Consider the following 24,409-nt stretch of genomic DNA (forward strand, 5'->3'; position numbering starts at 1 on the left):
CCACCGTGGCCCAGCACAGCGCCCCCGCCACCAACGACCGGGCCACCGACCGGGCCACCAACGACCGGGCCGCCCGCGGCAGGGCGGCCCGCAAACGCGTCTCCCGTTCCGATCACGCCACCTGGATCCCCGCCGTCGACCGCCCCGATCCCGTCGCCGTCCTGGAACGGCAGGCCAGGGACCGGCTGCAGGAACTGCTGCCGATCCGGTACGGGCGGATGACCGCGTCGCCGTTCGCCTTCCTGCGCGGAGGCGCCGCCGTCATGGCCGCCGACCTCGCGGCCTCACCCCACACCGGCCTCATGGTGCAACTGTGCGGAGATGCCCACCTCCTCAACTTCGGCCTGTACGCGTCTTTGGAGCGTGCCCTGCTCTTCGACCTCAACGACTTCGACGAGACGTATCCGGGCCCCTTCGAGTGGGACGTCAAACGGCTCGCGGCCAGCGTCGCGGTGGCCGCTCGCGAGAACGGGCACAGGGAGACGCGGGTGCACCGCGCGGCCGAGGCCGCGGCCGCCGAGTACCGCAAGGGCATGCGGCGGCTCGCTGGGCGGGGCGAACTGGCCGTCTGGTACGAGCGCATCGACGCCGACCGACTGCTCCCGCTGGTCCGCTCCGCCCGTAACCGGCGGCGCGTCGAGTCGAGCCTCACGCACGCCCGCCGCCGCACCAGCCTGCACGCGCTGGGCAACCTCACCGAGACCGTCGACGGACGGCGTCGCATCGTTCAGGATCCGCCCCTGCTCGAACCGGCCGGAGCCCCCGACATGGCGGCACTGCGCAAGATCTTCAGCGACTACCGCTCCACCCTCACCGAGGAACGCCGCCTCCTCCTCGACCGCTACCGTTTCGTGGACGCCGCCCGCAAGGCCGTCGGCGTCGGCAGCGTAGGCACCCGCTGTTTCGTCGTGCTGCTCGCCGGACGGGACACGGACGACCTGCTGTTTCTGCAGATCAAGGAAGCCACCAGGTCCGTACTCGAAGAACATCTGCCCAGCGGTCCGTACGTCCACCCCGGCCACCGTGTCGTCGCGGGTCAGCGGCTGTTGCAGGCGGCGAGCGACGTTTTCCTCGGCTGGATGACCGGCCCGCAGGGACGCGCCTTCTACTGGCGGCAGCTGCGCGACATGAAGGGCTCCGCGGACGTCGCCGGCATGACCCCGGACAGCCTCCTCGAATACGCCCGCCTGTGCGGCGCCGCCCTGGCCCGCGCCCACGCCCGCTCCGGCGACCGGATCGCCATCGCCGCGTACCTGGGCGGCACCGACACCTTCGAACGCGCCGTCGCCGACTTCGCCCTGCGCTACGCCGACCAGAACGCGAAGGACCACGCGGTACTGGTCGCGGCGGTGGCCGCGGGCGTGGTCACGGCGGCCCCCGGACTCTGAGGCCCGCACGGCCCCAGTAAGCCGGTGGGCGCCGCGCGGCCCCGTGTCCTCAGCCGTACAGGTCCAACAGCCCGGCCACGTACGCCGTGAGCCGTTCGCCCAGCACGTCGGGGGTCAGCTCCGCGCGCCCCAGCTCCCGCCACGGCACCGCGAGCTTCTCGGCGTCGGGGGAGTAGGCCAGGGCGTCCAGCAGGCGCCAGAACAAGTGGCTGTCGTCGTCGGCCGGTCGGCGTCCCCCGTGCGCCTCGTACCGCTCGCGGAATCCCAGCCCGTACGCCTCTCCGTGCAGCAGCGCCAGGGCCGTGGAGCAGTGGGCGACATCCAGATCCGCCGGCCCCCACGAGGTCTCCACCCAGTCGACGACCCCGCTGATCCGCAGGGTGTCGCCCGCGCCGCTGAACAGCACGTTCCCGGGGTGGAAGTCCCGGTGCAGGAAGCATCCTTCGTACGCGGGAGGTTCGCGCCGGATCACGTCCACGGCCCGGTCCCACAGGGCACCCGCCGGTGTGCGGACGCGCTCGGGCGACGTCCACGGCTGGTAGACGCGCGGCCGATTCTCCGGAACCACCGCGTGAATGCGGACGAGCTGACGCGCCAGCAGGTCGATCCGCCGCTCCAGATCGTCCTCGTCGACCCGCACCGAACCCGGCAGCAAGGACATCAACAGCGAGGGATGGTCGCAGTGTTCGGCGTCGGCGTCGACGGCGTACAGCTCGGGCGCGGGCACGTCCTGATACGGGGCGAGCAGGGTGAGAACGGACGCCTCGCGGGCCAGCAGCCCCGGAGCGTGCCGCCGGAAGAAGGGCTTCACGAACGACCGCAGCACCAGCCCCGTACCGTCGTCGAGGGTGAGCCGGCGCATCTGTGAGCTCCAGCCGCCGCGCAGCGCGACGCTCTCCCGTACACTCCCGCCGCCGTCCGGCAGCCGCTTGGCCACCCAGCCCCGGGTCGCGGCCCATCCCCGCTCGGCCAGCCCCACGAGCACGGCGTCCACGAACCGCTGCCGGTCGGCGGCGTGATCGCGGAACCACAGGCCCACCATGTGGTCGGCGTCCGGGAGTTCGAGCAGGGTGAACTGGGCGTGGGTGGTGAGCGCGTCCGTCACGGCCTCGGTGACGGCGGGCGGGATCACGGCGTCGGTGCCGGGTACGGCGAGCACCGCACGGCCGTCGTACTCGCGCAGCACGTCGAGCGCGGGAGCGTCCCGCCAGCTGTCCGGCGTACGGATGATCTCGCTGAAGCGACTGTCGCCCTCGCCGAACGGAACCGGCCAGGCCGCCGCGTCGTACACCGCGGGCGCGCACAGCCCCAACGCCACCACCCGCTGCCCGTAGTGCCCCGCGAGATCGGCCACCGTCTGGCCGCTCATGCTGAACCCGACGAGGATCAGCGGACCGCCTGCGGGCACCTGGGCGTCGATGACGGCGACGGCCTGCTCGAAGCGTCCGCGCAGGCTCAACTCCCGTAGCTCGCCCGAGCTTTCACCGTGTCCGGAGAAGTCGAAGGCGAGGCCTCGGCAGCCGCGCGCGACGAACTCCTCGAGCAGCGGGACCAGCCGCTCCTTGCTGCCGTTGCCGGCACCGTGCAGCAGGACGGCGGTGGCCGGGGCCTCATGGTCATCACCGCCACCACCGCCGCTGACACAGCTCAGTCGTTCGCCGTCGTGGTCGTGCGTGAAGGAGGAGAGCATCCCCCATTCACGCACAGCCGTCCGGTCGGTCGCTCAGGAGGCGGAGTATCGCTTTCGATCTTCGCCCGCGAGGCCGCTGCCGCGTCGCGCAGCGCGTCCTCCTGCCCCTGGCTCGGCGAGGTCCGCACCGACTGGTAGCCATGCCGGAGGGGGCGCAGTCCGGAGAAATTCGGATGCGGGCGTTCTCCTCCCGTCCTTACGCTGGACAGGCGTCCCGAAGCCGCTGGACATCGCTTCCCGCCGGACAGGCATCAGGTGGCGGACTCAGGGCTACTCTCTACGCACCGACGGACGGGCACCCACCCCCCAGTGCCCCGTCGGCACATCCACCCATCCAGACCCAGTCATCCACGCACACAAGGAGTCCCGTCATGGGCACCTTGATCATTTCCGCGACCGCGATCCTGGTCGTCCTGGGCTTCTCGAACCACGTCCTGTGGCTCGCGGCGATCGCCCTGCTCTTCCTGTACGTCCGCCACGGCCGCACCGGAAGCGCGGCGAGCTCATCCGCGGCCCCCTCGGGCACGTCCGGTTCGCCGGCCCGTACGGACTCCAGCTACCGCGCGTACCGTCAGCGCCGTGACCAGCAGGCCAAGTGGGAGCGCCGCTACCGCCGCGAGCGTCCGCTGGAGGCCCGCCGCCAGAATCGCAAGCAGTAAGTAGTACCCCTGCAACAGCGGTACCCGGCACAACAGCGGTACCCGGCCCCGGATCACAGGCCCGGGGCGCCCCAGACGGGGAACCACCGGCTCAGGTCCTGCTCGATCCGCAGATCGTCGGCGAGCGCGGCCTTGATCTGCAATTCGAGCGCGTTGTCGCGCCGCCGGCCCGCACCGGCCGACGGCGCGAAGGGGTAGAAGGTCCCGCGCTTGTAGAGATAGACGAGCCCGAGCCGCCGCTGCCCGGCGGCCTCGCCCTTCTCGAAACCCACCACCGAACAGAGCAGCTGCGGCCCGAACCCGCTGCTCTCCAGCGCGCTGTTGACCGCGTGCAGATCGCTGACCAGTGCGGGCAGATCGTCGGGCGCACGCCGCGATACCAGCCACGAGTACCCGTACTCGTCCTGGGTGAGCTCCACCGGCGAATCGATGCGTGCCGCGTCCGCGTCGAGCAGTTCCCGCACGTCCCGGTGCGTCTGGGCGAAGGCCGCGCCCTCGACGGTGGCGAAGCACACCGCTCCCGTCCCGGTCGGAGTGAACCCGGTGGCGGCCTGCAGGGCCACGGCCGCCGACGGCAGCCCGAAGAGCTGGTCGAGATCGGGTGCGACGGCCTTGGTGCGTCCGAGCAGAATGTCCAGGATCCCCATGCTCAGGTGGCCTTTCCGGGCTTCGCCGCCTCGCCCAACTCGGCCGAGATACGCCCCAGCTGCTCGAGCCGCTGCTCCAGGCTCGGGTGGGTGGAGAAGAGCTTCGCGAACCCCGGCTCGGCGCCGAGGGCGGGCGTGAAGTAGAAGGCGTTGAACGCCTGCGCCGTCCGCAGATCCTTGGTCGGAATCCGCGCGATGTCCCCGGAGACCTTCGTCAGCGCGGACGCGAGCGCCGAGGGCCGTCCGGTGAGCAGGGCCGCGGCCCGGTCGGCGGCCAGTTCGCGGTATCGGGACAGGGCCCGGATGAGCAGGAAGCTGATCGCGTACACGGCCGCGGAGACGGCCAGCACCGTCACGAAGACCACCGCGGTGTTCTGGTCCCTGCGCCCTCCGCCGAGGAGCTGCGAGTAGAAGGCGAACCGCACGATCAGCCCGGCGATCACCCCGAGGAACGAGGCCACGGTGATCACGGCGACATCCTTGTGCGCCACGTGCGACAGCTCGTGCGCGAGGACACCTTCGAGCTCGTCCGGCTCCAGCCGCCGCAGCAGCCCGGACGTCACACACAGCACCGCGTGATCGGCGTTCCGCCCGGTCGCGAACGCGTTCGGCATGTCCAGATCGGAGACGGCCACGAGCGGCTTCGGCATGTCGGCCACGGCACACAGCCGGTCGACGACCCCGTGCAGCTGCGGATACTCCTCCCGCTCCACGATCCGCCCGCGCATCGCGTACAGCGCGATCCGGTCCGAGAACCAGTACTGCGCGCCGAGCATCCCGGCCGCGACGACCACGACCAGCACCCAGGACTTCAGCAACACGATCAACGCGGCGACGAACGCCACGTACAGCAATCCGAGCAGAAACATCGTGATCGTCATCCGCACGGTCAGCCGTCGATCGCTCCGGAACCGGCTCTGCATCATGCATCACCCCGCACTCAGGCACTCGTCCCGATTCCATTGTGCGCCCGCGCTGCCCCATGAACGGGCCCCGAACGGCTCCACAGGGAGCAAAGAACCGCCCGGACAAAGAACCGCTGCAACGACGGAGCCCCGCCACCACCCGAAGGCGATGACGGGGCTCCGTACGAAAGACGAAAGCCGGGTCGGCTCACACGTCGTAGTACAGCTCGAACTCGTGCGGGTGCGGACGCAGCTGGAGCGGCGCGATCTCGTTCGTGCGCTTGTAGTCGATCCACGTCTCGATCAGGTCGGACGTGAAGACGTCGCCCGCGAGCAGGAACTCGTGGTCGGCCTCGAGGCGGTCCAGGACGGCCGGGAGCGAGGTCGGGACCTGCGCGACGCCCGCGTGCTCCTCGGGAGCCAGCTCGTAGAGGTCCTTGTCGATGGGCTCGGCCGGCTCGACCTTGTTCTTGATGCCGTCGAGGCCCGCGAGGAGGAGCGCCGAGAAGGCGAGGTACGGGTTGCCGGAGGAGTCGGGCGCGCGGAACTCGACGCGCTTGGCCTTCGGGTTCGAGCCCGTGATCGGGATACGCATCGCAGCGGAACGGTTGCGCTGCGAGTAGACCAGGTTGACCGGAGCCTCGAAGCCGGGAACCAGACGGTGGTACGAGTTCACCGTCGGGTTCGTGAAGGCGAGGAGGGAGGGGGCGTGCTTGAGGATGCCGCCGATGTAGTAGCGGGCGGTGTCCGAGAGGCCCGCGTAGCCCGCCTCGTCGTAGAACAGCGGGTCGCCGTTGCTCCACAGCGACTGGTGGACGTGCATGCCCGAGCCGTTGTCACCGAAGATCGGCTTCGGCATGAAGGTCGCGGTCTTGCCGTTGCGCCAGGCGACGTTCTTCACGATGTACTTGAAGAGCTGGAGGTCGTCGGCCGCGGCGAGCAGCGTGTTGAACTTGTAGTTGATCTCGGCCTGACCGGCGGTGCCCACCTCGTGGTGCTGGCGCTCGACCTGGAGGCCGGACTTGGCCAGTTCCAGGGAGATCTCGGCACGCAGGTCGGCGAAGTGGTCGACCGGCGGGGTCGGGAAGTAGCCGCCCTTGTAGCGGACCTTGTAGCCGCGGTTGTCCTCCAGCGCACCGGTGTTCCAGGCGCCCGCCTCGGAGTCGATGTGGTAGAAGGCCTCGTTCGACTTGGTGTCGAAGCGCACGCTGTCGAAGACGTAGAACTCGGCCTCGGGACCGAAGTACGCGGTGTCGGCGATACCGGTCGACGCGAGGTAGGCCTCGGCCTTCTTCGCCACGTTGCGCGGGTCACGGGAGTACTGCTCGCCCGTGATCGGGTCGTGGATGAAGAAGTTGATGTTGACCGTCTTGTCGCGGCGGAAGGGGTCGACACGCGCGGTGGACAGGTCGGCGCGGAGGGCCATGTCGGACTCGTGGATGGCCTGGAAGCCGCGGATCGAGGAGCCGTCGAAGGCGAGCTCCTCGGTGGGGTCGAAGATCTCCGCCGGCAGCGTGAAGTGCTGCATCACACCCGGCAGGTCGCAGAAGCGGACGTCGATGAACTTGACGTCCTCGTCCGCGATGAACTTCTTGGCTTCGTCGGCGTTCTGGAACATCCAGCTCCTCCTACTCCCGCCCACAGTGGACCGGGGTGGTAGTTCGTTCGTGCGGCCAGTGCGGTGGCACACGCTGATCCCGACACTAGGGACGGGTGATTTCTCAAGCGTGACCCATTTGTTTCGCCCAAGTTAACCGAACCTGTTCGGCCGGGCCCCTCCTGTCCGTATGCCAAAACGGGCGCAGTACGGTGGACGGGTGGACAACAGGCAAGCAATCGGATCGTGGCTCTCCGGACCCCGCGCGGCCTTGGAGGACGCGGGCGCCGACCTCGGATACCGGGGCGAGCAGCTCGGACTGCCGGAGCACGGCCCCGGCTCCATCGCCCGCCCGGGACGCCGCCTAGGCGCCCTCGCCGTCGACTGGGCCCTGTGCCTGTTGATCGCATACGGGCTGCTCACCGACGGCTACGACGCGGCGACCGGCAACTGGGCCCTGCTCGTCTTCCTCGTCCTCGGCATCCTCACCGTCGGCACGGTCGGCTTCACCCCCGGCAAGCGCCTGTTCGGCCTGCGGATCGTCCCCGAGGGCGGCGGCCGGCTGAACCCCCTGCGCGCCGTGCTGCGCACGCTGCTGCTGTGCGTCGCCGTCCCGGCGCTGATCTGGGACCGCGACGGCCGAGGACTCCACGACCGGCTGGCGCGCACCATCGAGGTGCGGATCTAGCACTTCCCGTACGACGATCCAGTGCTTCTCGTACGACGAAGGGGGCGCCCGGAGAGATCCGGGCGCCCCCTTGCGTGTCGGAGGGATATCAGCGGGCCTTCGGCCCGCCACCGCGTGGCATCCGCATGCCCTTGGGCATCGGACCCTTGGGAAGCGGCATATTGCTCATCAGGTCGCCCATCGCACGCAACCGGTCGTTGGTCGTGGTGACCTGCGGGCCGCTGAGCACGCGCGGCAGCTTCAGCATCGTCGTGCGGAGCTTCTTGAGCTCCACCTGACCCTCACCGGTGCCCACGAGCACGTCGTGCACCGGCACATCGGCGACGATCCGCGCCATCTTCTTCTTCTCGGCGGCCAGCAGGCTCTTCACCCGGTTCGGGTTGCCCTCGGCCACCAGCACGATGCCGGCCTTACCGACCGCGCGGTGCACCACGTCCTGGCTGCGGTTCATCGCCACCGCCGGAGTCGTGGTCCAGCCCCGCCCGATGTTGTCCAGCACGGCCGCGGCTGCGCCCGGCTGGCCCTCCATCTGCCCGAAGGCGGCTCGCTCGGCCCTGCGCCCGAAGACGATCGCCGACGCGAGGAAGGCGAGTAGCAGACCGAGAATGCCCAGGTAGTACGGGTGGTCGATCAAGAGGCCGATCGCGAGGAAGACACCGAAGGTGACGATTCCGACTGCCGCGAGTACAAGACCGATCTTGGAGTCGGCCTTGCGAGTCATCTTGTAGGTCAGAGCGATCTGCTTGAGTCGCCCGGGGTTCGCAGCGTCCGCTGCAGTTTCCTTCCTCGCCATGCCACGAAGTCTACGTGGCCCGACAAGCGCCGACGACGGCAGTGTCCGGGCGGACGGCGGCAGTGCCCGCCCAGGGACCGGCGACGGTCACGAACGCGTCGCCACGGCCTCCAGCACGCGCTGCGCCTCGACCCGGTCCTTGGCGCGGCGGCGGTCCTCCAGGACGGAGGTCCAGGCGTTGCGGCGAGCGGTGCGCTGACCGCCGCTCATGAGCAGCGATTCGACGGCACGGAGTGCATCGGTGAGCGACGGGATGGCGGTGGCGCGTACGGGCGCGGCCTGCATGATGGAGGTCCCCCCTAGGGATGGCGGCTCTGGATGGGGTTGTACGTGGCGTAAGACCAGGGTCACTGATTGGTGTTACCAGGGCATGACCGACCGGTCAAACACCAATGAAGCCTTGACGCAGCAGGCCCCGTCCTTGACGCGGCCCTGACGGGCGCCCCAGCTGCGGGGACGGGTGGGACCGCATCGAACGAGCCAGTGTTGAGGGGGAGTTGCTTGTGCGCCGATTCACACACGAGAGGTGGCACTGAGTGCCACCTCTCGGGTTGTACGGTGTGTCGGTCCGATGGGGCCGAACGGGTCATAGGGCGTGCTGTACGTCGCCTCAGACCGCCTGCGAGGCGACGTAGGCGCCCCGCTTCTCGATCGCCATCTGGTAGAGCCGGCCGGCCCGGTAGGAGGAGCGGACCAGCGGGCCCGACATGACGCCGGAGAAGCCGATCTGCTCGGCCTCGTCCTTCAGCTCCACGAACTCGTGCGGCTTGACCCAGCGCTCCACGGGGTGGTGGCGCACGGAGGGACGCAGGTACTGCGTGATGGTGACCAGCTCGCAGCCCGCCTCGTGCAGCTGGCGCAGCGCCTCGCTGACCTCCTCGCGGGTCTCGCCCATGCCGAGGATCAGGTTCGACTTCGTGACCAGACCGTAGTCACGGGCCTCGGTGATGACCTTCAGTGAGCGCTCGTAGCGGAAGCCCGGGCGGATGCGCTTGAAGATCCTCGGGACCGTCTCGACGTTGTGCGCGAAGACCTCGGGGCGGGAGGAGAAGACCTCGGCGAGCTGGGCGGGCTCGGCGTTGAAGTCGGGTGCGAGCAGCTCGACCTTGGTGCGGCCGCTCTCGCGGTTCGCGGTCTGTGCGTGGATCTGGCGGACCGTCTCGGCGTACAGCCAGGCGCCGCCGTCCTCCAGGTCGTCGCGGGCGACGCCGGTGATGGTCGCGTAGTTCAGGTCCATCGTGACGACGGACTCGCCGACGCGGCGGGGCTCGTCGCGGTCGAGTGCCTCGGGCTTGCCGGTGTCGATCTGGCAGAAGTCGCAGCGCCTCGTGCACTGGTCGCCGCCGATGAGGAACGTGGCCTCGCGGTCTTCCCAGCACTCGTAGATGTTGGGACAGCCGGCCTCCTGGCAGACCGTGTGCAGGCCCTCGCTCTTCACGAGGTTCTGCATCTTCGTGTACTCGGGACCCATTTTCGCCCGGGTCTTGATCCACTCGGGCTTGCGCTCGATGGGGGTCTGGGCGTTCCGGACCTCCAGGCGCAGCATCTTGCGTCCGTCGGGTGCGACTGCGGACACATCGGCTCCCTGTAGCTTCGATTCTTCGGCGTACACCAGGGTACGCCCGTGCGGTTCTCGGCCCCCGGGGTGGGCAACCTTGCGGACCGCGGGTGCATTCCCGGGGTTTCCTCGCCCCCGCCGCCCCTACCCTCCCCCAAGCTCTCGGCTTCGCTCGAGCAGGGGGGACCCCCATCGTCCCCTGGGAGCTCCGCCCCCAGACCCCCGTTCGGCCTGGACGGCCTCGTCCTCAAACGCCGGACGGGCTAAAAACCTTCAAGCGCCGCCCGGCATCATCCAGCCCGTCCGGCGTTTGAGGACGAGCCCTTCGGGCGAAGCGGGGGTCCAGGGGGCGCAGCGCCCCTGGCGGGGGTCTGGGGGCGCAGGCCCCAGGTAGGGATGGGACGGGTAGGGGCGGCGGGGGCGAGAAACCGGTCGGCCCGCTACGCCGACGCCCGCTCCACCACCCGCGGCGCCAGCTCCGCGTTCTCCAGCACATCTCGCAGGTGCCGCTCGGCAACGGGCAGCACCTCGCCGATGGTGAGGTCGCGTCCCAGCTCGTACGCCAGCGACGTCACCCCCGCGTCACGGATCCCACACGGGATGATCTTGTCGAAGGAGGACGTGTCGGGATTCACATTCAGGGCGAACCCGTGCATGGTGACCCCCTTGGCGACACGGATGCCCATCGCGCAGATCTTGCGGTCCTCGCGCCGCTGCCCGGCGTTGGAGGGCGCGTACTCCGGACCGTTGAGCCGCGGGTCGAACTCCTCGTCGGTCAGCCGCGGGTCGAAGTCGAGGGAGAGTCCGCCGAGCGAGGGGCGCGGGCGCTGGTCCACCGGGTCGCCGAGGACCCAGACGCCCGCCCGGCCCTCCACCCGGCTGGTCTCGACGCCGAACTCCGCGCAGACGCGGATCATCGCCTCCTCGAGGCGGCGCAGATGCGCCACCACGTCGACCGGGCGCGGGAGCTTCTGGATCGGGTAGCCCACGAGCTGGCCAGGGCCGTGCCAGGTGATCTTGCCGCCGCGGTCCACGTCCACGACGGGGGTGCCGTCGAGTGGGCGCTCGCTGTCCGCCGTGCGCCGGCCCGCCGTGTAGACGGGCGGGTGCTCGAGGAGGAGACAGGTGTCGGGGATCTCGTCCAGGAAGCGGGCAGCGTGCACACGGCGCTGCTCGTCCCAGGCCTCCTGGTACTCGACGGCCTCGGCACCGAATCCCATGCGGACGAACCGCAACTCACTCACGGCAAGCGCCTCCCTAGCAACCCGCTCCAGAAACCGTTGTCCGGTACGCGAAAGAACCTTTCGTCAGGTACGTAACGCGCCCACGCCACTGTACGTCCGGGCTCTGCCCGTCAGCCCAGGGGCCAATCCTCACACGATCGGATGAATAGACACCAAAGTGTGCGATCACGTGCTCACGCTCCGCTACATTCGCGCAGTCCATGAGGCCATAAGGGCTGCTCACAGGCAATCCGGGCACGAAGTGGGGCCCGGAAGGCAGGAGACCGCACCGCAGATGACGGAACGACCCGCGCAGCGCACTCCCAACCGCCAGCTCGCCGCGCTCATCACAGAAGCGGGGTTCTCCAACGCAGGTCTCGCCCGTCGCGTTGACCAGCTCGGGCTCGAACACGGCCTCGATCTGAGATACGACAAGACATCGGTGACCCGGTGGCTGCGCGGGCAGCAGCCACGAGGGACCACCCCCGCACTCATCGCCGAGGTGTTCACCCGCCGCCTCGGCCGCCGGCTCAGCGCCCAGGACCTCGGGCTCGACGCGTGCGCGCCGGTCTACGCGGGCCTCGAGTTCGCCGCGACCCCCGAGGAGGCCGTCGACATCGTCAGCGGGCTGTGGCGCAAGGACTCCGGCAGCCACGCCGAGCTGCGCAAGATCGCCTTCACCCCGGCGGGACTCGTCGTCCCCAGCCGGGACTGGCTGATCGGAAGGGCCGACGACCGAGTCGGCCGCGGCGACCCGACGAGCGCCCGCATCCCCGCACCGGGACGGCCCGCTGTCCCCCGCCAGCGCCACCAGACCGAGCGCGGCCCCGGCCAACGGGTCACCGGCGGCGACATCGCCGCACTGCGCTCCGTCGGCGAACTCTTCCGCTCCCTCGACCACGCCTACGGCGGCGGCCACGCCCGCCAGGCCCTCGTCCGCTACCTGGAGCACGAGGCCGAGCCGATGCTGCGCGGCGCGTACGGCGAGCAGACCGGGCGGCGCCTGTTCGCCGCCGCGGCCGACCTCACCCGGCTGGCCGGCTGGACCTCGTACGACATCGCCGCGCACGGGCTCGCGCAGCGCTACTTCGTCCAGGCGCTGCGGCTGTCGCAGGCGGCCGGGGACCGGGCGTACGGCAGTTATGTCCTGGTGACGATGAGTCGGCAGGCGGTCTACCTCGGCCACGGGCGCGAGGCCGTGCAGCTCGCCCGGGTCGCACAGCAGGGCGTCGGCTCGGCCGCGCCGCCCGTGGTGCAGGCACTGCTGCACTCCGTCGAGGCGCGCGGGCACGGGGTACTGGGGGAAGTGCGGGCCTGCACGGCATCACTGGTTCGCGCCGAGCGGGCCCTCGAATCCGCCCGGCCGGGGGATGAAGTCCCGTACTGGGCGCGGTTCTTCGACGAGTCGCAGCTCGCCGACGAGTTCGGGCACTGTCACCGGGACCTGCAGCAGTACCGGGCCGCGGCGCAGCACGCCGAGCGCTCGCTGCAGTTGCGGGCACCCGGGTTCGCGCGCAGTCGGCTGTTCTGCCGGGTGGTGCTCGCCTCGGCACGGCTCGGGCTCGGGGAGCTCGACCAGGCATGCCAGTTGGGCGCGGAGGCCGCGGGGCAGGCGATGGAGATGCGGTCGGTCCGGGCCATCGAGTACGTACGGGACTTCGAGCGGCGGCTCGAGCCGTACCGGGACGCGGCACCCGCGCGCGGGTACCGGGATCGGGTGGCGGCACTGGGCTGATCCTCAGGCCGCCGTCTCCAGGGTCTCCTCCGCGGTGGCCGGCCAGGCACCCAGGTCCATGAGAAGGGCGCGGGCGGCCCGGCGGCCCGAGTACAGGGCGCCCTGGACCGTACTGGTGTCGCGGTGGTCCCCGCAGACGTACAGGCCCGCCAGGAGGCGCACCGGGCGGCTCAGGTCGGCCGGCGGGGGCATCGCGGGGACCGCGTCGGGGGTGTGATGGACCGCGAGGAGCTCCCAGCGGGTCGTCGACGTCCCGTAGAGACGGGCCAGCTGGGTGCGGACCGCCGCGTCCAGATGGGCGGCGGCCGGGGGAGTGCCCAGCACGGTCGAGGAGATGAGGGCGCGTCCGGCCGGGGCGCGGGACGGGTCGACCTGGCTGGTGACCGCGGTGTGCGCCACCGGGCCGCTCCGGTCGGAGTCCAGGATCAGGGCCGGGTCGGTCAGCGGGGGCTCGTCCGTGGTGTGGTGCAGGACCGTCACCGGGTGGAACGCCGGGACGCGCAGACCGGGCAGCAGCCGGGCGGCGGCGCGGGCTCCGGTGGCGAGCAGGACGGCCCGGCAGGTGAGTTCGCCGTGGTCCTTCGTCGTCACCCTGGTCGTGGAGACCGCGGTGACCTGGACGCCCGTGTGGACGGTGCCCGGGGGAAGGGCGGCCGCGAGGAGTTCCGGCAGGGTGTCCGCGCCCCCCTCCGGCAGACACAGACGGCCCGACGCGAAGGCGTGCAGGGCGAGGTCCGCGCAGCGGCTGGAGGTGTCCAGGGCCGGGTCGCAGAGAAGCGCGGCGAGCAGCGGGCGCAGGAAGCCGTCGACCGCGCGGGGCGGCAGGCCCCGGGTGGTCAGTGCCTGTGCGGCGGAGAGGTCCGGGCGGGCGAGCAGACGCTCCGGCGGAGTGGCGGCGAGGCGGGCGAGAGCGGTGGCCAGACGGGTCTGGTCGAGGGAACCGCCGAGAGGTCCGGGCCTTCCCGGGACCCGTCCGGGCCTTCCCGGGACCCGTCCGGGCCTTCCCGGGGCCCGGCTCTGGCTCCGGGGTGGCCGTCCCGGGTCCCGGGACGGCCGGGCGGAGCCCAGGGGCAGGGGAAGGCGGGGGGCGCTTGCGAGGGCGCGTGCGGCGGTGAGTGCGCCCCTTGCGCGCCGGGGGGTGGTGGGGGCGCCGGCGCGGTGGTGGCGGCCGTCGCTGTGCAGCAGTACGCCCGGGGAGAACGGGCGCAGGGCCAGGGCGTCCAGGCCCGGAGTGCGGCGCAGCTCCGGGTACGAGGTGACGAGGAGCCGGCCTACGCGGTCGAGCCGGAAGCCGTCCACCTTCTCTGTCGACATGCGGCCGCCCACGGTGGGGGCGGCCTCCAGAACCGTGGTCGTGAGGCCTGCCCTCGTCAGGTGCTGGGCGGCCGCGAGTCCCGCGACTCCGGCCCCGACGATGACGACGTCCACGTCCGCTTGGCATACGGGCTTCAGCACGTGCCCCTCCTCGAGGTTTGCGCGGCCGGTGGGAACGTCATGCCCCCGACAGGCCTCTGGAATGCCCGAGTTCGGGTCGAGGGTAGGTGCGGTGGGCGTGGGGGGAAGCCGCGCGGGGGCCGTGCACGGGCGCATGGGGGAGCGGGCCGTGCGCCGGGAGGGGTCCGGGGCGGAGCCCCGGAAGGATGATGGGGGTCCCTCGAGCGGAGCCGAGAGCTTGGGGGAGGGTAGGGGCCGCGGTGGCGAGAAGCGTGGGTCACCGGCCTTGCAGCCGCGCCGCCAGTTGCCGGATCTCCGGAAGACGGGCCGTCAGCGCCGCGCCGGGACAGCTGGTCATGAAGCCGGCGTTGTGCCCGGCCAGAGTGGGCAGCACCGCCGCGGTCCCGGCGCTGTAACGACTGAGGCTGTTACTGGAGACGAGCCGGACGGTGGCCCGTGGATCGACATCCGACAGCCCCAGCTTCCACGCGGCGACCGCGGCGATCGCCTCGGTCATCGCACGCGGCACCGGCGTACCCGACGTAAACGTCCCGATGGCCGCGATCCCCGTGGTGCGGTGGTTGAAGCCCTGAGTGTGGGCACCGGTGACGGCCCGGTCGGCCCCGCCCGCGCGCCCCTCGTAGATGTTGCCGCAGCGGTCGACGAGGAAGTTGTAACCGATGTCGTCCCAGTTCCGGGCGCCGATCTGACCGGCGTAGAGGGAGCGGATGATGCGGGGCACGTCGGTGCAGGCGTACCCGTTGGGCGAGTCGGTGTGGTGCACGAAGACCGCGACGACCCGGTCGTCGTAGCGGGCGGGCGGCTGCGGGCGCGCGCTCTCGGCGTCCAGCCAGCGCGCCCGCGGCACAATGGCCGGCCGCACCGCGGGGTGCACGATCGCGGGCCGGGCGACGACCGCGCGGTCGGGACGGACCGTCGGCCGGTCCACCCCGGCCGCGCACAGCACCAGCGCGAGAGCGGCGAACAGACCGGGCACACAGCCGAGCGCGATCAGAGCGGAACGCGGCAGCTGCCCCCCTCTTGGGGGCAGCGCACGACGGACCGCACGGCGCACTCGCTCCGCATCCCAGGTCCATGCCCCCCGCGCCTTCCGGAAGACACGCATGCGCTCACCCTGACCCGGTTCCGTTCCATCCGCGATGTGTGCTGTGCCACCTGGTGGAACCATCGTCCTGGTCCGGGACGTTTTTATGGATCCACGCACGCGTTGCCGCTTCCCGGCCGCACGCGCGCGTGCCTGATCACTGGGCCCGCCCCACGCGTACTAGGGGGCCCGAGAGAAAGGCGGCTCCGTGGACCTGCTCGACATCCTGCTGTTGCTGGTGATCCTGGCCTACGCGGCGTCCGGCTACCGGCGCGGGCTGGTCGCCGGCTGTGTCTCGCTGGCCGGTTTCGTGGGCGGTGCCGTCATCGGCGTATGGGTACTGCCGTGGATGATGGACCTGGTGAGGGCGGGGACGCCGGAGGCGACCGTGACGGCCGTGCTGACGGTGCTCGTGCCCGCCGTGGTGGGCCACGAGCTGATGGGACGCCTCGCGCTGAAGCTGCGCCGCGAGCTGGACCGCGGGCCGCTGCGGGTGGCGGACGGGATCGGCGGGGCCGCGGCGAACACGGTGGCCGTCCTGCTGGTGGCCTGGGTGGCGGCGAGCGTCCTGGGCGCGTCCTCGTCCGCCGTGATCACGCAGTCGATCCGCAACTCGGCGCTGCTGGGCGCCGTGCAGAACGCGATGCCGGAGACCACGCCCACCTGGTTCTCGCGGGCCACCTCGGCGCTGACGGAGGCGGGCTTCCCACAGGTCTTCAACCCGTTCGAGAACGAGCCGACGGCGGGCGTCGCGAAGCCCTCCGGCGACAGCGTGACGGCGGCCGCGACGAACGCCGCCAAGCTGAGCACGGTGAAGATCGAGGGCATCGCGGGCAACCAGGGCCGCGAGGGCAGCGGGTTCGCGTACACGGCGGAGCATGTGATGACCAACGCCCATGTGGTGGCGGGCATCGACCGTCCCACCGTGCGCGTGGGCGGCGTGGGCCGCGCGTACGAGGCGCGGGTGGTGCTCTTCGACCCGCAGAAGGACGTCGCGGTCCTGTACGTCCCGGACCTCAAGGCGCCGATCCTCCGCTTCGACAACAGCGCCTCGCGCGGCGACTCGGCGGTCGTCGCGGGCTATCCGCAGGACGGCGGCCTCGACCTCCAGGCGGCCACGGTCGCGAGCAAGATCAACGCGCGCGGCCAGAACATCTACAACACGGACAACGCCACCCGGGAGATCTACTCGATCCGCTCCACCGTCCGGCCCGGCAACTCCGGCGGCCCCCTCCTCACCACCGACGGCAGGGTCTACGGCGTCGTCTTCGCCCGCTCCACCTCGGACATCGAAACGGGGTACGTCCTGACGGCGGACGAGGTCGCGGACGAAGCCCAGCGTGCGGCGAGCGCGACAGCGCCGGTGGACACGGGGGACTTGGTGACGTCCTAGAGGTCCTGGGGCGTCCAGGATGTCCAGGGCATCCTGGACGGAAACGCTCCCGGTCAGAGGCTGCGGCCCATGAATACGTCGTCCACGTACGCGCCGTCCAGCAGGAACTCCTCGGGCAGGATGCCCTCCACCACGAACCCCTCGGACTCGTACAGCTTCCGCGCCGGGGTGTTGTGGCCGAGGACGCGCAGCGCGATCCGCCGGGCGCCCTGCCGCCGGGCCTCGTCCTGAACGCCCCGCAGCAGCGCCCGCCCGACGCCGAGGCCGCGCACCTCCTCGGCGACCGCGAGTCCCTGGATCTGCCGGACATGGGAGTTGCAGGCGAGGGGGGTCGGGTAACCGAGCCGGATGTAGCCGACCACGGTGTCGTCGATCTCGGCCACGAGATGGTTCCCCGGCCCGAACCGGTCGCTGTAGAAGGGTTCGTACGGCGGTTGCGGGCGCGGCTGCACGGCGTGCAGCGTGGACCAGGTGGAGCGGTCCAGTCGGCCGAGCGCGTCTTCGTCGCCGAGGGTGGCGAGGCGTATGTGCGGTGCGTGCATGACAGTCACTGTACGACCGGCCTACGGACTCCCGACCCGTGTTTTTCCGGGTCGCGCGGCAGGATGGACCCATGAACGACTCACCGCTTGCCCCGGGTTCCCGCATGGCGATCGCCGGCGCGTCCGGCCTGATCGGTTCGGCGCTGGCGCGCTCCCTGACCGCGGACGGACACGAGGTGGTCCGCCTCGTCCGCCGCGCCCCCCGCGCGAAGAACGAGGTCCGGTGGGATCCCGAGGCGCACCGGATCGACACCGCGGGGCTCTCCGGATGTGTGGCGGTGGTCAATCTCGCGGGGGCGGGGGTCGCTTCGCGGCGCTGGACGGAGGCGTACAAGCGGAAGATCCGCGACAGCCGGGTGCTCGGGACCGCCACGCTCGCCGAGGCGGTGGCGTCCCTCGACGAGCCGCCTCGTGTCTTCGTCAACGGCAGCGCGATCGGCTTCTACGGCGAGACGGGCGAGCGGGCGGTGGACGAGTCGGCGCCGCCCGGGGACGGATTCCTTCCCTCCTTGTGCGTGGAGTGGGAAGAGGCGGCGGCCGCGGCGCAGGAGGCGGGCGTCCGTACGGTCTTCCCCCGTACGGGGCTGGTGGTGGCCCGTGAGGGCGGGGCCTGGGGGAAGCTGTTCCCGCTCTTCAAGGCCGGCCTCGGTGGTCGGATGGGGGACGGTCGTCAGTACTGGAGTTTCATCTCCCTGCACGACGAGGTGGCCGCGATCCGGCACCTCATCGACACGGAGTCGCTGTCCGGGCCGGTCAATCTGACGGCGCCGGGTCCTCTGACCAACCGTGAGATCACGGAGGCGATGGGCCGTGTCCTGCACCGCCCCACCGTCTTCACCGCGCCGACCCCGCTGCTCCGCCTCGCCCTCGGTGACATGTCCGGCGACATCCTGGGCAGCCAACGCGTCCTGCCCGCACGCCTCCTCGACTCCGGCTTCACCTTCGCCTTCCCGTCGATCGACGAGGCGCTGACGGCGGCCTTGCGCTGACCGGGGGGCTCTCCACCCCGACCGCGTCCACAGAAACCCCACAGGCGAGTCAAGGGACCCTCAGATCCCCGCTCCCTAACCTCTTCCTCGTAAGACCGACCGGTCTGAGTCGCACAGCCGACTGGAGGTGGGGAACATGAGCAACAAGACGAAGAAGACGGCCCGTTGGGCCAACGCCCTGCGCAGCCCGTGGACCGTGGCCTGCGCCGTCGTGACGGTCGTCATAGGACCGGCCGCGGTCACGGCCTCGGCGCTGGACCGGGCGAACGCGGCACCCCCGTACCACCAGTACGAGGCACTGCCCCCGTACGCCGTCACCGCACCTCAACCCCTGAAGCGCTCCCACAGCTTGGGATAGCGCTCCGCGAGGACGGACTCGTTCTCGAAGTCGAGCGGGACGCCCTCGGGCTCGGGAGGCGCCGGCGGAATCCCCAGATCGGGCGCGACGACGCCGGTGAGCTGCTCGTACGCCTCGTCCGCGGCGTACCCCAGCTCCTCGCCATCGCCGTCGAGGTCTTCGTCGAAGTCGAGGAGCAGGTCGGCGAGCGAGTCGGGGTCGTGCACCGCGCCCTCGAACACCTCCCGCCCCTGGCCGATCAGCCAGCACCGGAAGAAGTCGAACGCGTCGTCGCTCGCCCCGTCGAGCAGCACCCACGCCGCGCCCCACAGATCCCAGCGGTACGCGCGGTTGTAGCGGGCCTCGAAGTGACGGGCGAAGTCGAGGACCTCGTCCGGGTCCAACTGGACGAGCCGGTCGACGAGCAGGTCGGCGTGATCCTCGGGGTCGCCCTCGACGGCCTCGCGGGTCGTGTCCACCAACTCCCAGAACTCCGTCTCGTCCATCACGGGTCAAGCATCGGGCCTGAGGGGGAGGGACGCACGTGGAGTGCCGCAGATTGTTATGCGCGCACATGCCGACGGTAAAACCGCCACATGCGGGGCGCTTTCGGAAGCCACCGGTTCGGAGGTCGGCGGTTCGGAGCCACCGGTCCGGAGCCACCGGTCCGGAGGTCACCCGTACAGCGCCGCCAGCCGAGCCGCGTCCCCCGCGAAACGCGCACGCAACGCAGCCGGGGCCAGCACCTCCACCTCCGGCCCCAGTCCCGTCAGCTGCGTATGGGCGACCTCCTCGGACTCGACGGGGAGGGTGACGGTCACCCGGCCCCGCCCGTCGGGGGCACCGCACCCGCCCAGCGCCTCCCTCGCGGACGCGGGGTCGACGACGTACGGGAGTCTCCGCACGCCCTCGGGAGACAGCCGTACGACGACCTCCGCCCGCAGGAGGGACCGCGCGAACCGCTCGGCCCGCTCCGCCCAGAACCCGGGCAGGTCGAACCCCTCCTCCCGGGTGAAACGCTCCGCAGCGGCGGCCACCTTCGTGAACCGGTCGATCCGGTAGACCCGGTATATCCGAGAGGCCCCGTCGGTCCCCGGCTCGGGCACCCGCGCGCAGAGGTACCAGACACCCGCCTTCAGCACGAGTCCGTACGGCTCCAGCTCCCGCTCCACGTCCGCGTCGCCGCGCCGATAGCGCGCGATGATCCGCCGGTCGTCCCACACCGCGTCCGCGACCGCGGGCAGCAGCTCGGGCGTCCCGGGCTCGTCGAACCAGGCGGGCGCGTCCAGATGGAACCGCTGAGCCGCCGTCCGCGAGGCGTCCCGCAGGGAGGGCAGGAGGGCCGCGGACACCTTCAGGCGAGCTGCCGACGCCGTGTCCGCCAGGCCCATCTCGCGCAGCGCCCCCGGCACCCCGCTCAGAAACAGTGCCTCCGCCTCGCTCCGCGCCAGCCCCGTCAGCCGGGTCCGATAGCCGTCGATCAGCCGATAGCCGCCGGCCCGCCCCCGGTCCGCGTACACCGGAATCCCCGCCTCCGACAGCGCCTGCGCGTCCCGGGTGATCGTCCGCTCGGACACCTCAAGCTCCCGCGCCAGCTCGGCGGCGGTCATCGACGGCCGGGACTGGAGCAGCAGCACCATCTTGATCAGGCGGGCAGCGCGCATACGTCTCATGATGCCGGGCCCCACTGACAGCGAAGGGGCGCGGCAGTCGCCGCGCCCCTTCACCTGAAAGCCGTACTGCCTACAGCCCGTAGCGCTCCCGCGCCTCCTTGACCGCCGAGGCCTTGACCTCACCGCGGCGCGCGAGCTGCGCCAGTGCCGCGACGACGATCGACTGCGCGTCGACGCCGAAGTGACGGCGGGCCGCCTCACGGGTGTCGGACAGACCGAAGCCGTCGGCACCGAGCGAGGAGTAGTCCTGCTCGACCCACTGTGCGATCTGGTCCGGGACCTGGCGCATGTAGTCGGAGACCGCGAGCACCGGGCCCTCGGCGCCGTGCAGCGCCTGGCGGACGAACGGCACCCGCTCCTCGCCGCGCAGCAGCGCCGCGTCGGCCTCCAGAGCGTCACGCCGCAGCTCGGTCCAGGACGTCGCCGACCACACGTCCGCCGCCACGCCCCACTCCTCGGCGAGCAGCTTCTGGGCCTGAAGGACCCAGTGGATCGCCGTGCCGGAGCCCAGCAGCTGGATGCGCGCGGCGTTGGCGGCCGGGGTCAGCCCCGCCGACTCCGCCGTGTTGAAGCGGTACAGGCCCTTGACGATGCCCTCGTCGATACCGAGGCCGGCCGGCTTGGCGGGCTGCGGCATCGGCTCGTTGTAGACCGTCAGGTAGTAGAAGACGTTCGGGTCCTCGCCCGGGGCCGCCTCGCCGTACATCCGGCGCAGACCGTCCTTGACGATCGCGCCGATCTCGTACGCGAACGCCGGGTCGTACGACAGTGCCGCCGGGTTGGTCGCGGCGATGACCGGGGAGTGGCCGTCGGCGTGCTGCAGACCCTCGCCCGTCAGCGTCGTACGGCCGGCCGTGGCGCCGACCAGGAAGCCGCGGCCGAGCTGGTCGCCCAGCTGCCACATCTGGTCGGCCGTGCGCTGCCAGCCGAACATCGAGTAGAAGATGTAGAAGGGGATCATCGCTTCGCCGTGCGTGCTGTACGCGGTGGACGCGGCGATGAAGTCCGCCATGGAACCGGCCTCGGTGATCCCCTCGTTGAGGATCTGGCCGTCCTTGGCCTCCTTGTAGTACATCAGCTGGTCGCGGTCGACCGGTTCGTACGTCTGGCCCTTGGGCGAGTAGATGCCCAGGGACGGGAAGAGGCTCTCCATGCCGAAGGTGCGCGCCTCGTCGGGGACGATCGGCACCCAGCGCTTGCCGGTCTGCTTGTCGCGGACCAGGTCCTTGAGGAGACGGACGAACGCCATCGTCGTCGCCATGTTCTGCGTGCCGGAGCCCTTGTCGAAGGACGCGAACGTCTTGTCGGCGGGGGCGGGCAGCGGGGCGAGGGCGTGCGTACGGCGGGCCGGGGCCGGACCGCCGAGGGCCGCGCGGCGCTCCTGGAGGTAACGGACCTCGGGAGCGTCGGCGCCCGGGTGGCCGTAGGGGACCACGCCGTCGACGAACTGGCTGTCGGAGATGGGCAGTTCGAGCAGGTCACGCATATGCTTGAACTCGTCCACCGACAGCTTCTTCATCTGGTGGTTGGCGTTCTTGGACGCGAAGCCCTGGCCGAGCGTGAAGCCCTTGACCGTCTGCGCCAGGATCACCGTCGGCGCGCCCTTGTGGGCCAGGGCGGCGCGGTAGGCGGCGTACACCTTGCGGGACTCGTGACCACCGCGGGAGAGGTGGAAGCACTCGAGGATCTTGTCGTCGCTCAGCAGCTTCGCCAGCTCGACGAGCGCGGGGTCCTTGCCGAAGAAGTCCTGGCGGATGTAGGCGGCGTCGCGGGTCTGGTACGTCTGCACCTGGGCGTCCGGGACCTCGCGGAGGCGACGGACGAGCGCGCCGGTGGTGTCGAGCTGGAACAGCTCGTCCCACGCCGAACCCCACAGGGACTTGACGACGTTCCAGCCGGCGCCGCGGAACTGGGCCTCCAGCTCCTGCACGATCTTGAAGTTGGCGCGGACCGGGCCGTCGAGGCGCTGCAGGTTGCAGTTGATGACGAAGGTCAGGTTGTCCAGACCCTCGCGGGAGGCCAGTGCGAGTGCCGCCGTCGACTCCGGCTCGTCCATCTCGCCGTCGCCGAGGAACGCCCACACGTGGGACTGGGAGACGTCCTTGATGCCGCGGCTGGTGAGATAGCGGTTGAAGCGGGCCTGGTAGATGGCGGAGAGCGGGCCGAGGCCCATCGACACCGTCGGGAACTCCCACAGCCAGGGCAGGCGCCGCGGGTGCGGGTAGGAGGGCAGGCCGTTGCCGCCGGCCTCCTGACGGAAGTTGTCGAGGTGCTGCTCGGTCAGCCGGCCGTCGAGGAAGGCGCGGGCGTAGATGCCGGGGGAGGCGTGGCCCTGGATGTAGAGCTGGTCGCCGGACCCGTCACCCTCCTTGCCCTTGAAGAAGTGGTTGAAGCCGGTCTCGTAGAGCCAGGCGGCGGAGGCGAAGGTGGCGATGTGGCCGCCCACGCCGTGTTTCGCGCCCCGGGTCACCATCGCGGCCGCGTTCCAGCGGTTCCACGCGGTGATCCGGGCCTCCATCGCCTCGTCGCCGTCCACGACGGGCTCGGCGGCGGTGGGGATGGTGTTGACGTAGTCGGTCTCAAGCAGCTTGGGCAGCGCGAGACCGTTGCCCTCGGCGCGCTCCAGTGTGCGGCGCATCAGGTACGCGGCACGGTGCGGCCCGGCCGCCTTGGTGACGGCGTCCAGGGAGGACTGCCATTCGGCGGTCTCCTCGGGGTCGCGGTCCGGGAGCTGGTCGAGCTCGCTCGGCTGGATTGCGGTGGGGTCGGTCATTGCGCCGCCTTCCGGATGCGGAGGGGGGTTCCCTCATCGGCAAGGGGTTTTCGGGGGTGCCCTTGGTCTTTGGCAGGACAGGGCGGCGGGCTTTGGTGGAAGCCCGCCGATCACTGTAACTCCCTGATCGATGATCGATCAAAGGCTTGAGCGGCAAAATCTCTTGATCGCGAGAAAGTAGGCACGGGGTGCCTCTCCCGCAGGCACCGGGTGCCTTGAAATCCAAGGGAAATCGAAGAGTTTCCGCAGGTGAGCGCAGGTGAGCGCAGGTAAGCGTATGCGAGCTCACAGGGTCACAGGACCCGTGTCACGGCCGCGGCGCGCAGCCCAGCACATGCGCCTTGACCAGCTCGGCGATCAGCGGATCCCGGCGCCGGAAGGCGTCCACGAGTGCCTCGTGCTCCTCGGCGTACGACTGCTGGACCGTGCCCAGCCAGCGGATCGACAGGGCCGTGAAGACCTCGATGCCCAGGCCCTCCCAGGTGTGCAGGAGGACGGAGTTGCCCGCGGCGCGGACGAGTTCGCGGTGGAAGGCGACGGTGTGGCGCACCTGGCCGGTCCCGTCCGCCAGCCGGTCGGCCTCGTACAGCGCCGTGACGTGCGGTTCCAGGGCCGAGCAGTCCTGGGCGAGCCGATCGGCCGCCAGCTCGGCCGCGATCGCCTCGAGACCGGCCCGTACCGGATAGCTCTCCTCCAGGTCGGCGGCCGTCAGGTTGCGCACCCGTACGCCCTTGTTGGGCGCCGACTCGATCAGCCGCAGCGACTCCAGCTCGCGCAGCGCCTCCCGCACCGGGGTCTGGCTGACCTCCAGCTCGGTCGCGATCCGGCGCTCCACGATCCGCTCGCCCGGCTTCCAGCGCCCGCTGACGATCCCCTCCACGATGTGCTCGCGGATCTGTTCGCGCAGCGAGTGGACGACGGGCGCGGTCATGAAGGCTCCTTTGGGAGGGCGCTGTCGGGCGACGGGCGGTACCCGAGGGCGTTTGACCTTTAGACAATAAGGCCGCGTCCCTGCCGGGGAGAGGCGCACGGGGGCGCTTTCGCGCAGGTGAGACGAGACTTACACGCTGTCAGAACGGCTGCGGCTGTAAAGACCCGTATCGGGTGCGGCCCGGAGGCGTCACGAGCGACGTGGCGGCCGCCCGGGCCATGATCCGTGACGGCGAGGGGGCCTCGACGCCACGTACGACGTCCTCAGGGCGTACCGGACACAGCGCCTCACGCCCGCGGCCAAGCTGTCGATCCCGACCGTGTGGGTGGAGACGCTGCTGGGCTGGTCG

General features: G+C 70.9%; 22 protein-coding genes. 7 read left to right on the forward strand and 15 right to left on the reverse strand.

Annotation, left to right across the window (positions count from 1 at the left end):
• The first annotated feature begins 5 nt into the window (after positions 1-5).
• Positions 6-1,388, forward strand: coding sequence for a DUF2252 domain-containing protein (locus ACX28W_RS08030; protein ID WP_458998054.1), 1,383 nt, complete (start codon positions 6-8; stop codon positions 1,386-1,388).
• Positions 1,389-1,437: 49 nt separating this feature from the next.
• Here the strand turns inward: ACX28W_RS08030 and ACX28W_RS08035 are convergent, their stop codons facing one another.
• Positions 1,438-3,078: an alpha/beta fold hydrolase gene (locus ACX28W_RS08035; RefSeq protein WP_458998222.1), complete on the reverse strand. Its 1,641-nt coding sequence runs from the start codon at positions 3,076-3,078 to the stop codon at positions 1,438-1,440.
• Between the two features lie 371 nt (positions 3,079-3,449).
• On the opposite strand from ACX28W_RS08035, the gene ACX28W_RS08040 reads away from it, so the two are divergent.
• Positions 3,450-3,737 (forward strand): hypothetical protein, encoded by a 288-nt coding sequence (locus ACX28W_RS08040; protein WP_458998055.1) that lies wholly within the window; start codon positions 3,450-3,452, stop codon positions 3,735-3,737.
• A 53-nt stretch (positions 3,738-3,790) separates the two neighbouring features.
• Here ACX28W_RS08040 and pspAB read toward each other — a convergent pair whose 3' ends face one another.
• The 3 genes from pspAB to glnA all read right to left on the reverse strand — a co-directional run bounded on the left by pspAB (position 3,791) and on the right by glnA (position 6,907).
• On the reverse strand, positions 3,791-4,384 hold the full coding sequence (gene pspAB, locus ACX28W_RS08045; RefSeq protein WP_458998056.1) for a PspA-associated protein PspAB: 594 nt from the start codon (positions 4,382-4,384) through the stop codon (positions 3,791-3,793).
• A gap of 2 nt (positions 4,385-4,386) precedes the next feature.
• Positions 4,387-5,307: a zinc metalloprotease HtpX gene (gene htpX, locus ACX28W_RS08050; RefSeq protein ID WP_458998223.1), complete on the reverse strand. Its 921-nt coding sequence runs from the start codon at positions 5,305-5,307 to the stop codon at positions 4,387-4,389.
• A 190-nt stretch (positions 5,308-5,497) separates the two neighbouring features.
• A complete protein-coding gene (glnA, locus tag ACX28W_RS08055) occupies positions 5,498-6,907 on the reverse strand; it encodes a type I glutamate--ammonia ligase (protein WP_362087752.1) in 1,410 nt (469 codons plus the stop codon).
• Between the two features lie 199 nt (positions 6,908-7,106).
• Between glnA and ACX28W_RS08060 the strand changes: the two genes are divergently transcribed.
• A complete protein-coding gene (locus ACX28W_RS08060; protein ID WP_458998057.1) occupies positions 7,107-7,574 on the forward strand; it encodes an RDD family protein in 468 nt (155 codons plus the stop codon).
• Between the two features lie 88 nt (positions 7,575-7,662).
• Here ACX28W_RS08060 and ACX28W_RS08065 read toward each other — a convergent pair whose 3' ends face one another.
• The 4 genes from ACX28W_RS08065 to lipB all read right to left on the reverse strand — a co-directional run bounded on the left by ACX28W_RS08065 (position 7,663) and on the right by lipB (position 11,169).
• Positions 7,663-8,367 carry a DUF4191 domain-containing protein gene (locus ACX28W_RS08065; protein WP_362087746.1) on the reverse strand — a complete coding sequence of 235 codons (705 nt, stop codon included), beginning with the start codon at positions 8,365-8,367 and terminating at the stop codon, positions 7,663-7,665.
• Between the two features lie 87 nt (positions 8,368-8,454).
• Entirely contained in the window at positions 8,455-8,652 is a 198-nt protein-coding gene (locus ACX28W_RS08070) for an SCO2195 family GlnR-regulated protein (protein WP_458998058.1), read from the reverse strand.
• 325 nt (positions 8,653-8,977) lie between these two features.
• The gene (lipA, locus tag ACX28W_RS08075; RefSeq protein ID WP_362087741.1) at positions 8,978-9,943 is read right to left on the reverse strand and encodes a lipoyl synthase; all 966 of its coding nucleotides are present in this window, start codon (positions 9,941-9,943) and stop codon (positions 8,978-8,980) included.
• A gap of 422 nt (positions 9,944-10,365) precedes the next feature.
• Complete coding sequence (lipB, locus tag ACX28W_RS08080; protein WP_458998059.1) at positions 10,366-11,169, reverse strand: lipoyl(octanoyl) transferase LipB; 804 nt, start codon at positions 11,167-11,169, stop codon at positions 10,366-10,368.
• Positions 11,170-11,443: 274 nt separating this feature from the next.
• On the opposite strand from lipB, the gene ACX28W_RS08085 reads away from it, so the two are divergent.
• Positions 11,444-12,883, forward strand: coding sequence for a regulator (locus tag ACX28W_RS08085; protein ID WP_458998060.1), 1,440 nt, complete (start codon positions 11,444-11,446; stop codon positions 12,881-12,883).
• A 3-nt stretch (positions 12,884-12,886) separates the two neighbouring features.
• On the opposite strand, the gene ACX28W_RS08090 is transcribed toward ACX28W_RS08085, so the two are convergent.
• Positions 12,887-14,338: an NAD(P)/FAD-dependent oxidoreductase gene (locus ACX28W_RS08090; protein ID WP_458998061.1), complete on the reverse strand. Its 1,452-nt coding sequence runs from the start codon at positions 14,336-14,338 to the stop codon at positions 12,887-12,889.
• Positions 14,339-14,594: 256 nt separating this feature from the next.
• Positions 14,595-15,443, reverse strand: coding sequence for a peptidoglycan recognition protein family protein (locus tag ACX28W_RS08095; RefSeq protein WP_458998062.1), 849 nt, complete (start codon positions 15,441-15,443; stop codon positions 14,595-14,597).
• Positions 15,444-15,630: 187 nt separating this feature from the next.
• Here ACX28W_RS08095 and ACX28W_RS08100 point away from each other — a divergent pair, with 187 nt between their 5' ends.
• On the forward strand, positions 15,631-16,815 hold the full coding sequence (locus tag ACX28W_RS08100; RefSeq protein WP_458998063.1) for a MarP family serine protease: 1,185 nt from the start codon (positions 15,631-15,633) through the stop codon (positions 16,813-16,815).
• Positions 16,816-16,868: 53 nt separating this feature from the next.
• Here the strand turns inward: ACX28W_RS08100 and ACX28W_RS08105 are convergent, their stop codons facing one another.
• Positions 16,869-17,357 (reverse strand): GNAT family N-acetyltransferase, encoded by a 489-nt coding sequence (locus ACX28W_RS08105; RefSeq protein ID WP_458998064.1) that lies wholly within the window; start codon positions 17,355-17,357, stop codon positions 16,869-16,871.
• Positions 17,358-17,428: 71 nt separating this feature from the next.
• Between ACX28W_RS08105 and ACX28W_RS08110 the strand changes: the two genes are divergently transcribed.
• The gene (locus ACX28W_RS08110; protein WP_458998065.1) at positions 17,429-18,346 is read left to right on the forward strand and encodes a TIGR01777 family oxidoreductase; all 918 of its coding nucleotides are present in this window, start codon (positions 17,429-17,431) and stop codon (positions 18,344-18,346) included.
• A gap of 136 nt (positions 18,347-18,482) precedes the next feature.
• A complete protein-coding gene (locus tag ACX28W_RS08115) occupies positions 18,483-18,704 on the forward strand; it encodes a hypothetical protein (RefSeq protein WP_458998066.1) in 222 nt (73 codons plus the stop codon).
• Here the strand turns inward: ACX28W_RS08115 and ACX28W_RS08120 are convergent.
• The 4 genes from ACX28W_RS08120 to ACX28W_RS08135 all read right to left on the reverse strand — a co-directional run bounded on the left by ACX28W_RS08120 (position 18,671) and on the right by ACX28W_RS08135 (position 24,060).
• The gene (locus ACX28W_RS08120) at positions 18,671-19,189 is read right to left on the reverse strand and encodes a DUF4240 domain-containing protein (RefSeq protein ID WP_458998224.1); all 519 of its coding nucleotides are present in this window, start codon (positions 19,187-19,189) and stop codon (positions 18,671-18,673) included. The two genes, ACX28W_RS08115 and ACX28W_RS08120, sit on opposite strands and share 34 nt — an antisense overlap.
• Before the next feature lie 168 nt (positions 19,190-19,357).
• Entirely contained in the window at positions 19,358-20,347 is a 990-nt protein-coding gene (locus tag ACX28W_RS08125) for a helix-turn-helix transcriptional regulator (RefSeq protein WP_458998067.1), read from the reverse strand.
• Between the two features lie 79 nt (positions 20,348-20,426).
• Positions 20,427-23,129, reverse strand: a complete 2,703-nt coding sequence (gene aceE / locus ACX28W_RS08130; protein WP_458998068.1) for a pyruvate dehydrogenase (acetyl-transferring), homodimeric type — start codon at positions 23,127-23,129, stop codon at positions 20,427-20,429.
• 307 nt (positions 23,130-23,436) lie between these two features.
• Complete coding sequence (locus ACX28W_RS08135) at positions 23,437-24,060, reverse strand: GntR family transcriptional regulator (RefSeq protein ID WP_458998069.1); 624 nt, start codon at positions 24,058-24,060, stop codon at positions 23,437-23,439.
• Positions 24,061-24,409 lie beyond the last annotated feature (349 nt).

It is taken from the genome of Streptomyces sp. SD15 (assembly GCF_054462255.1).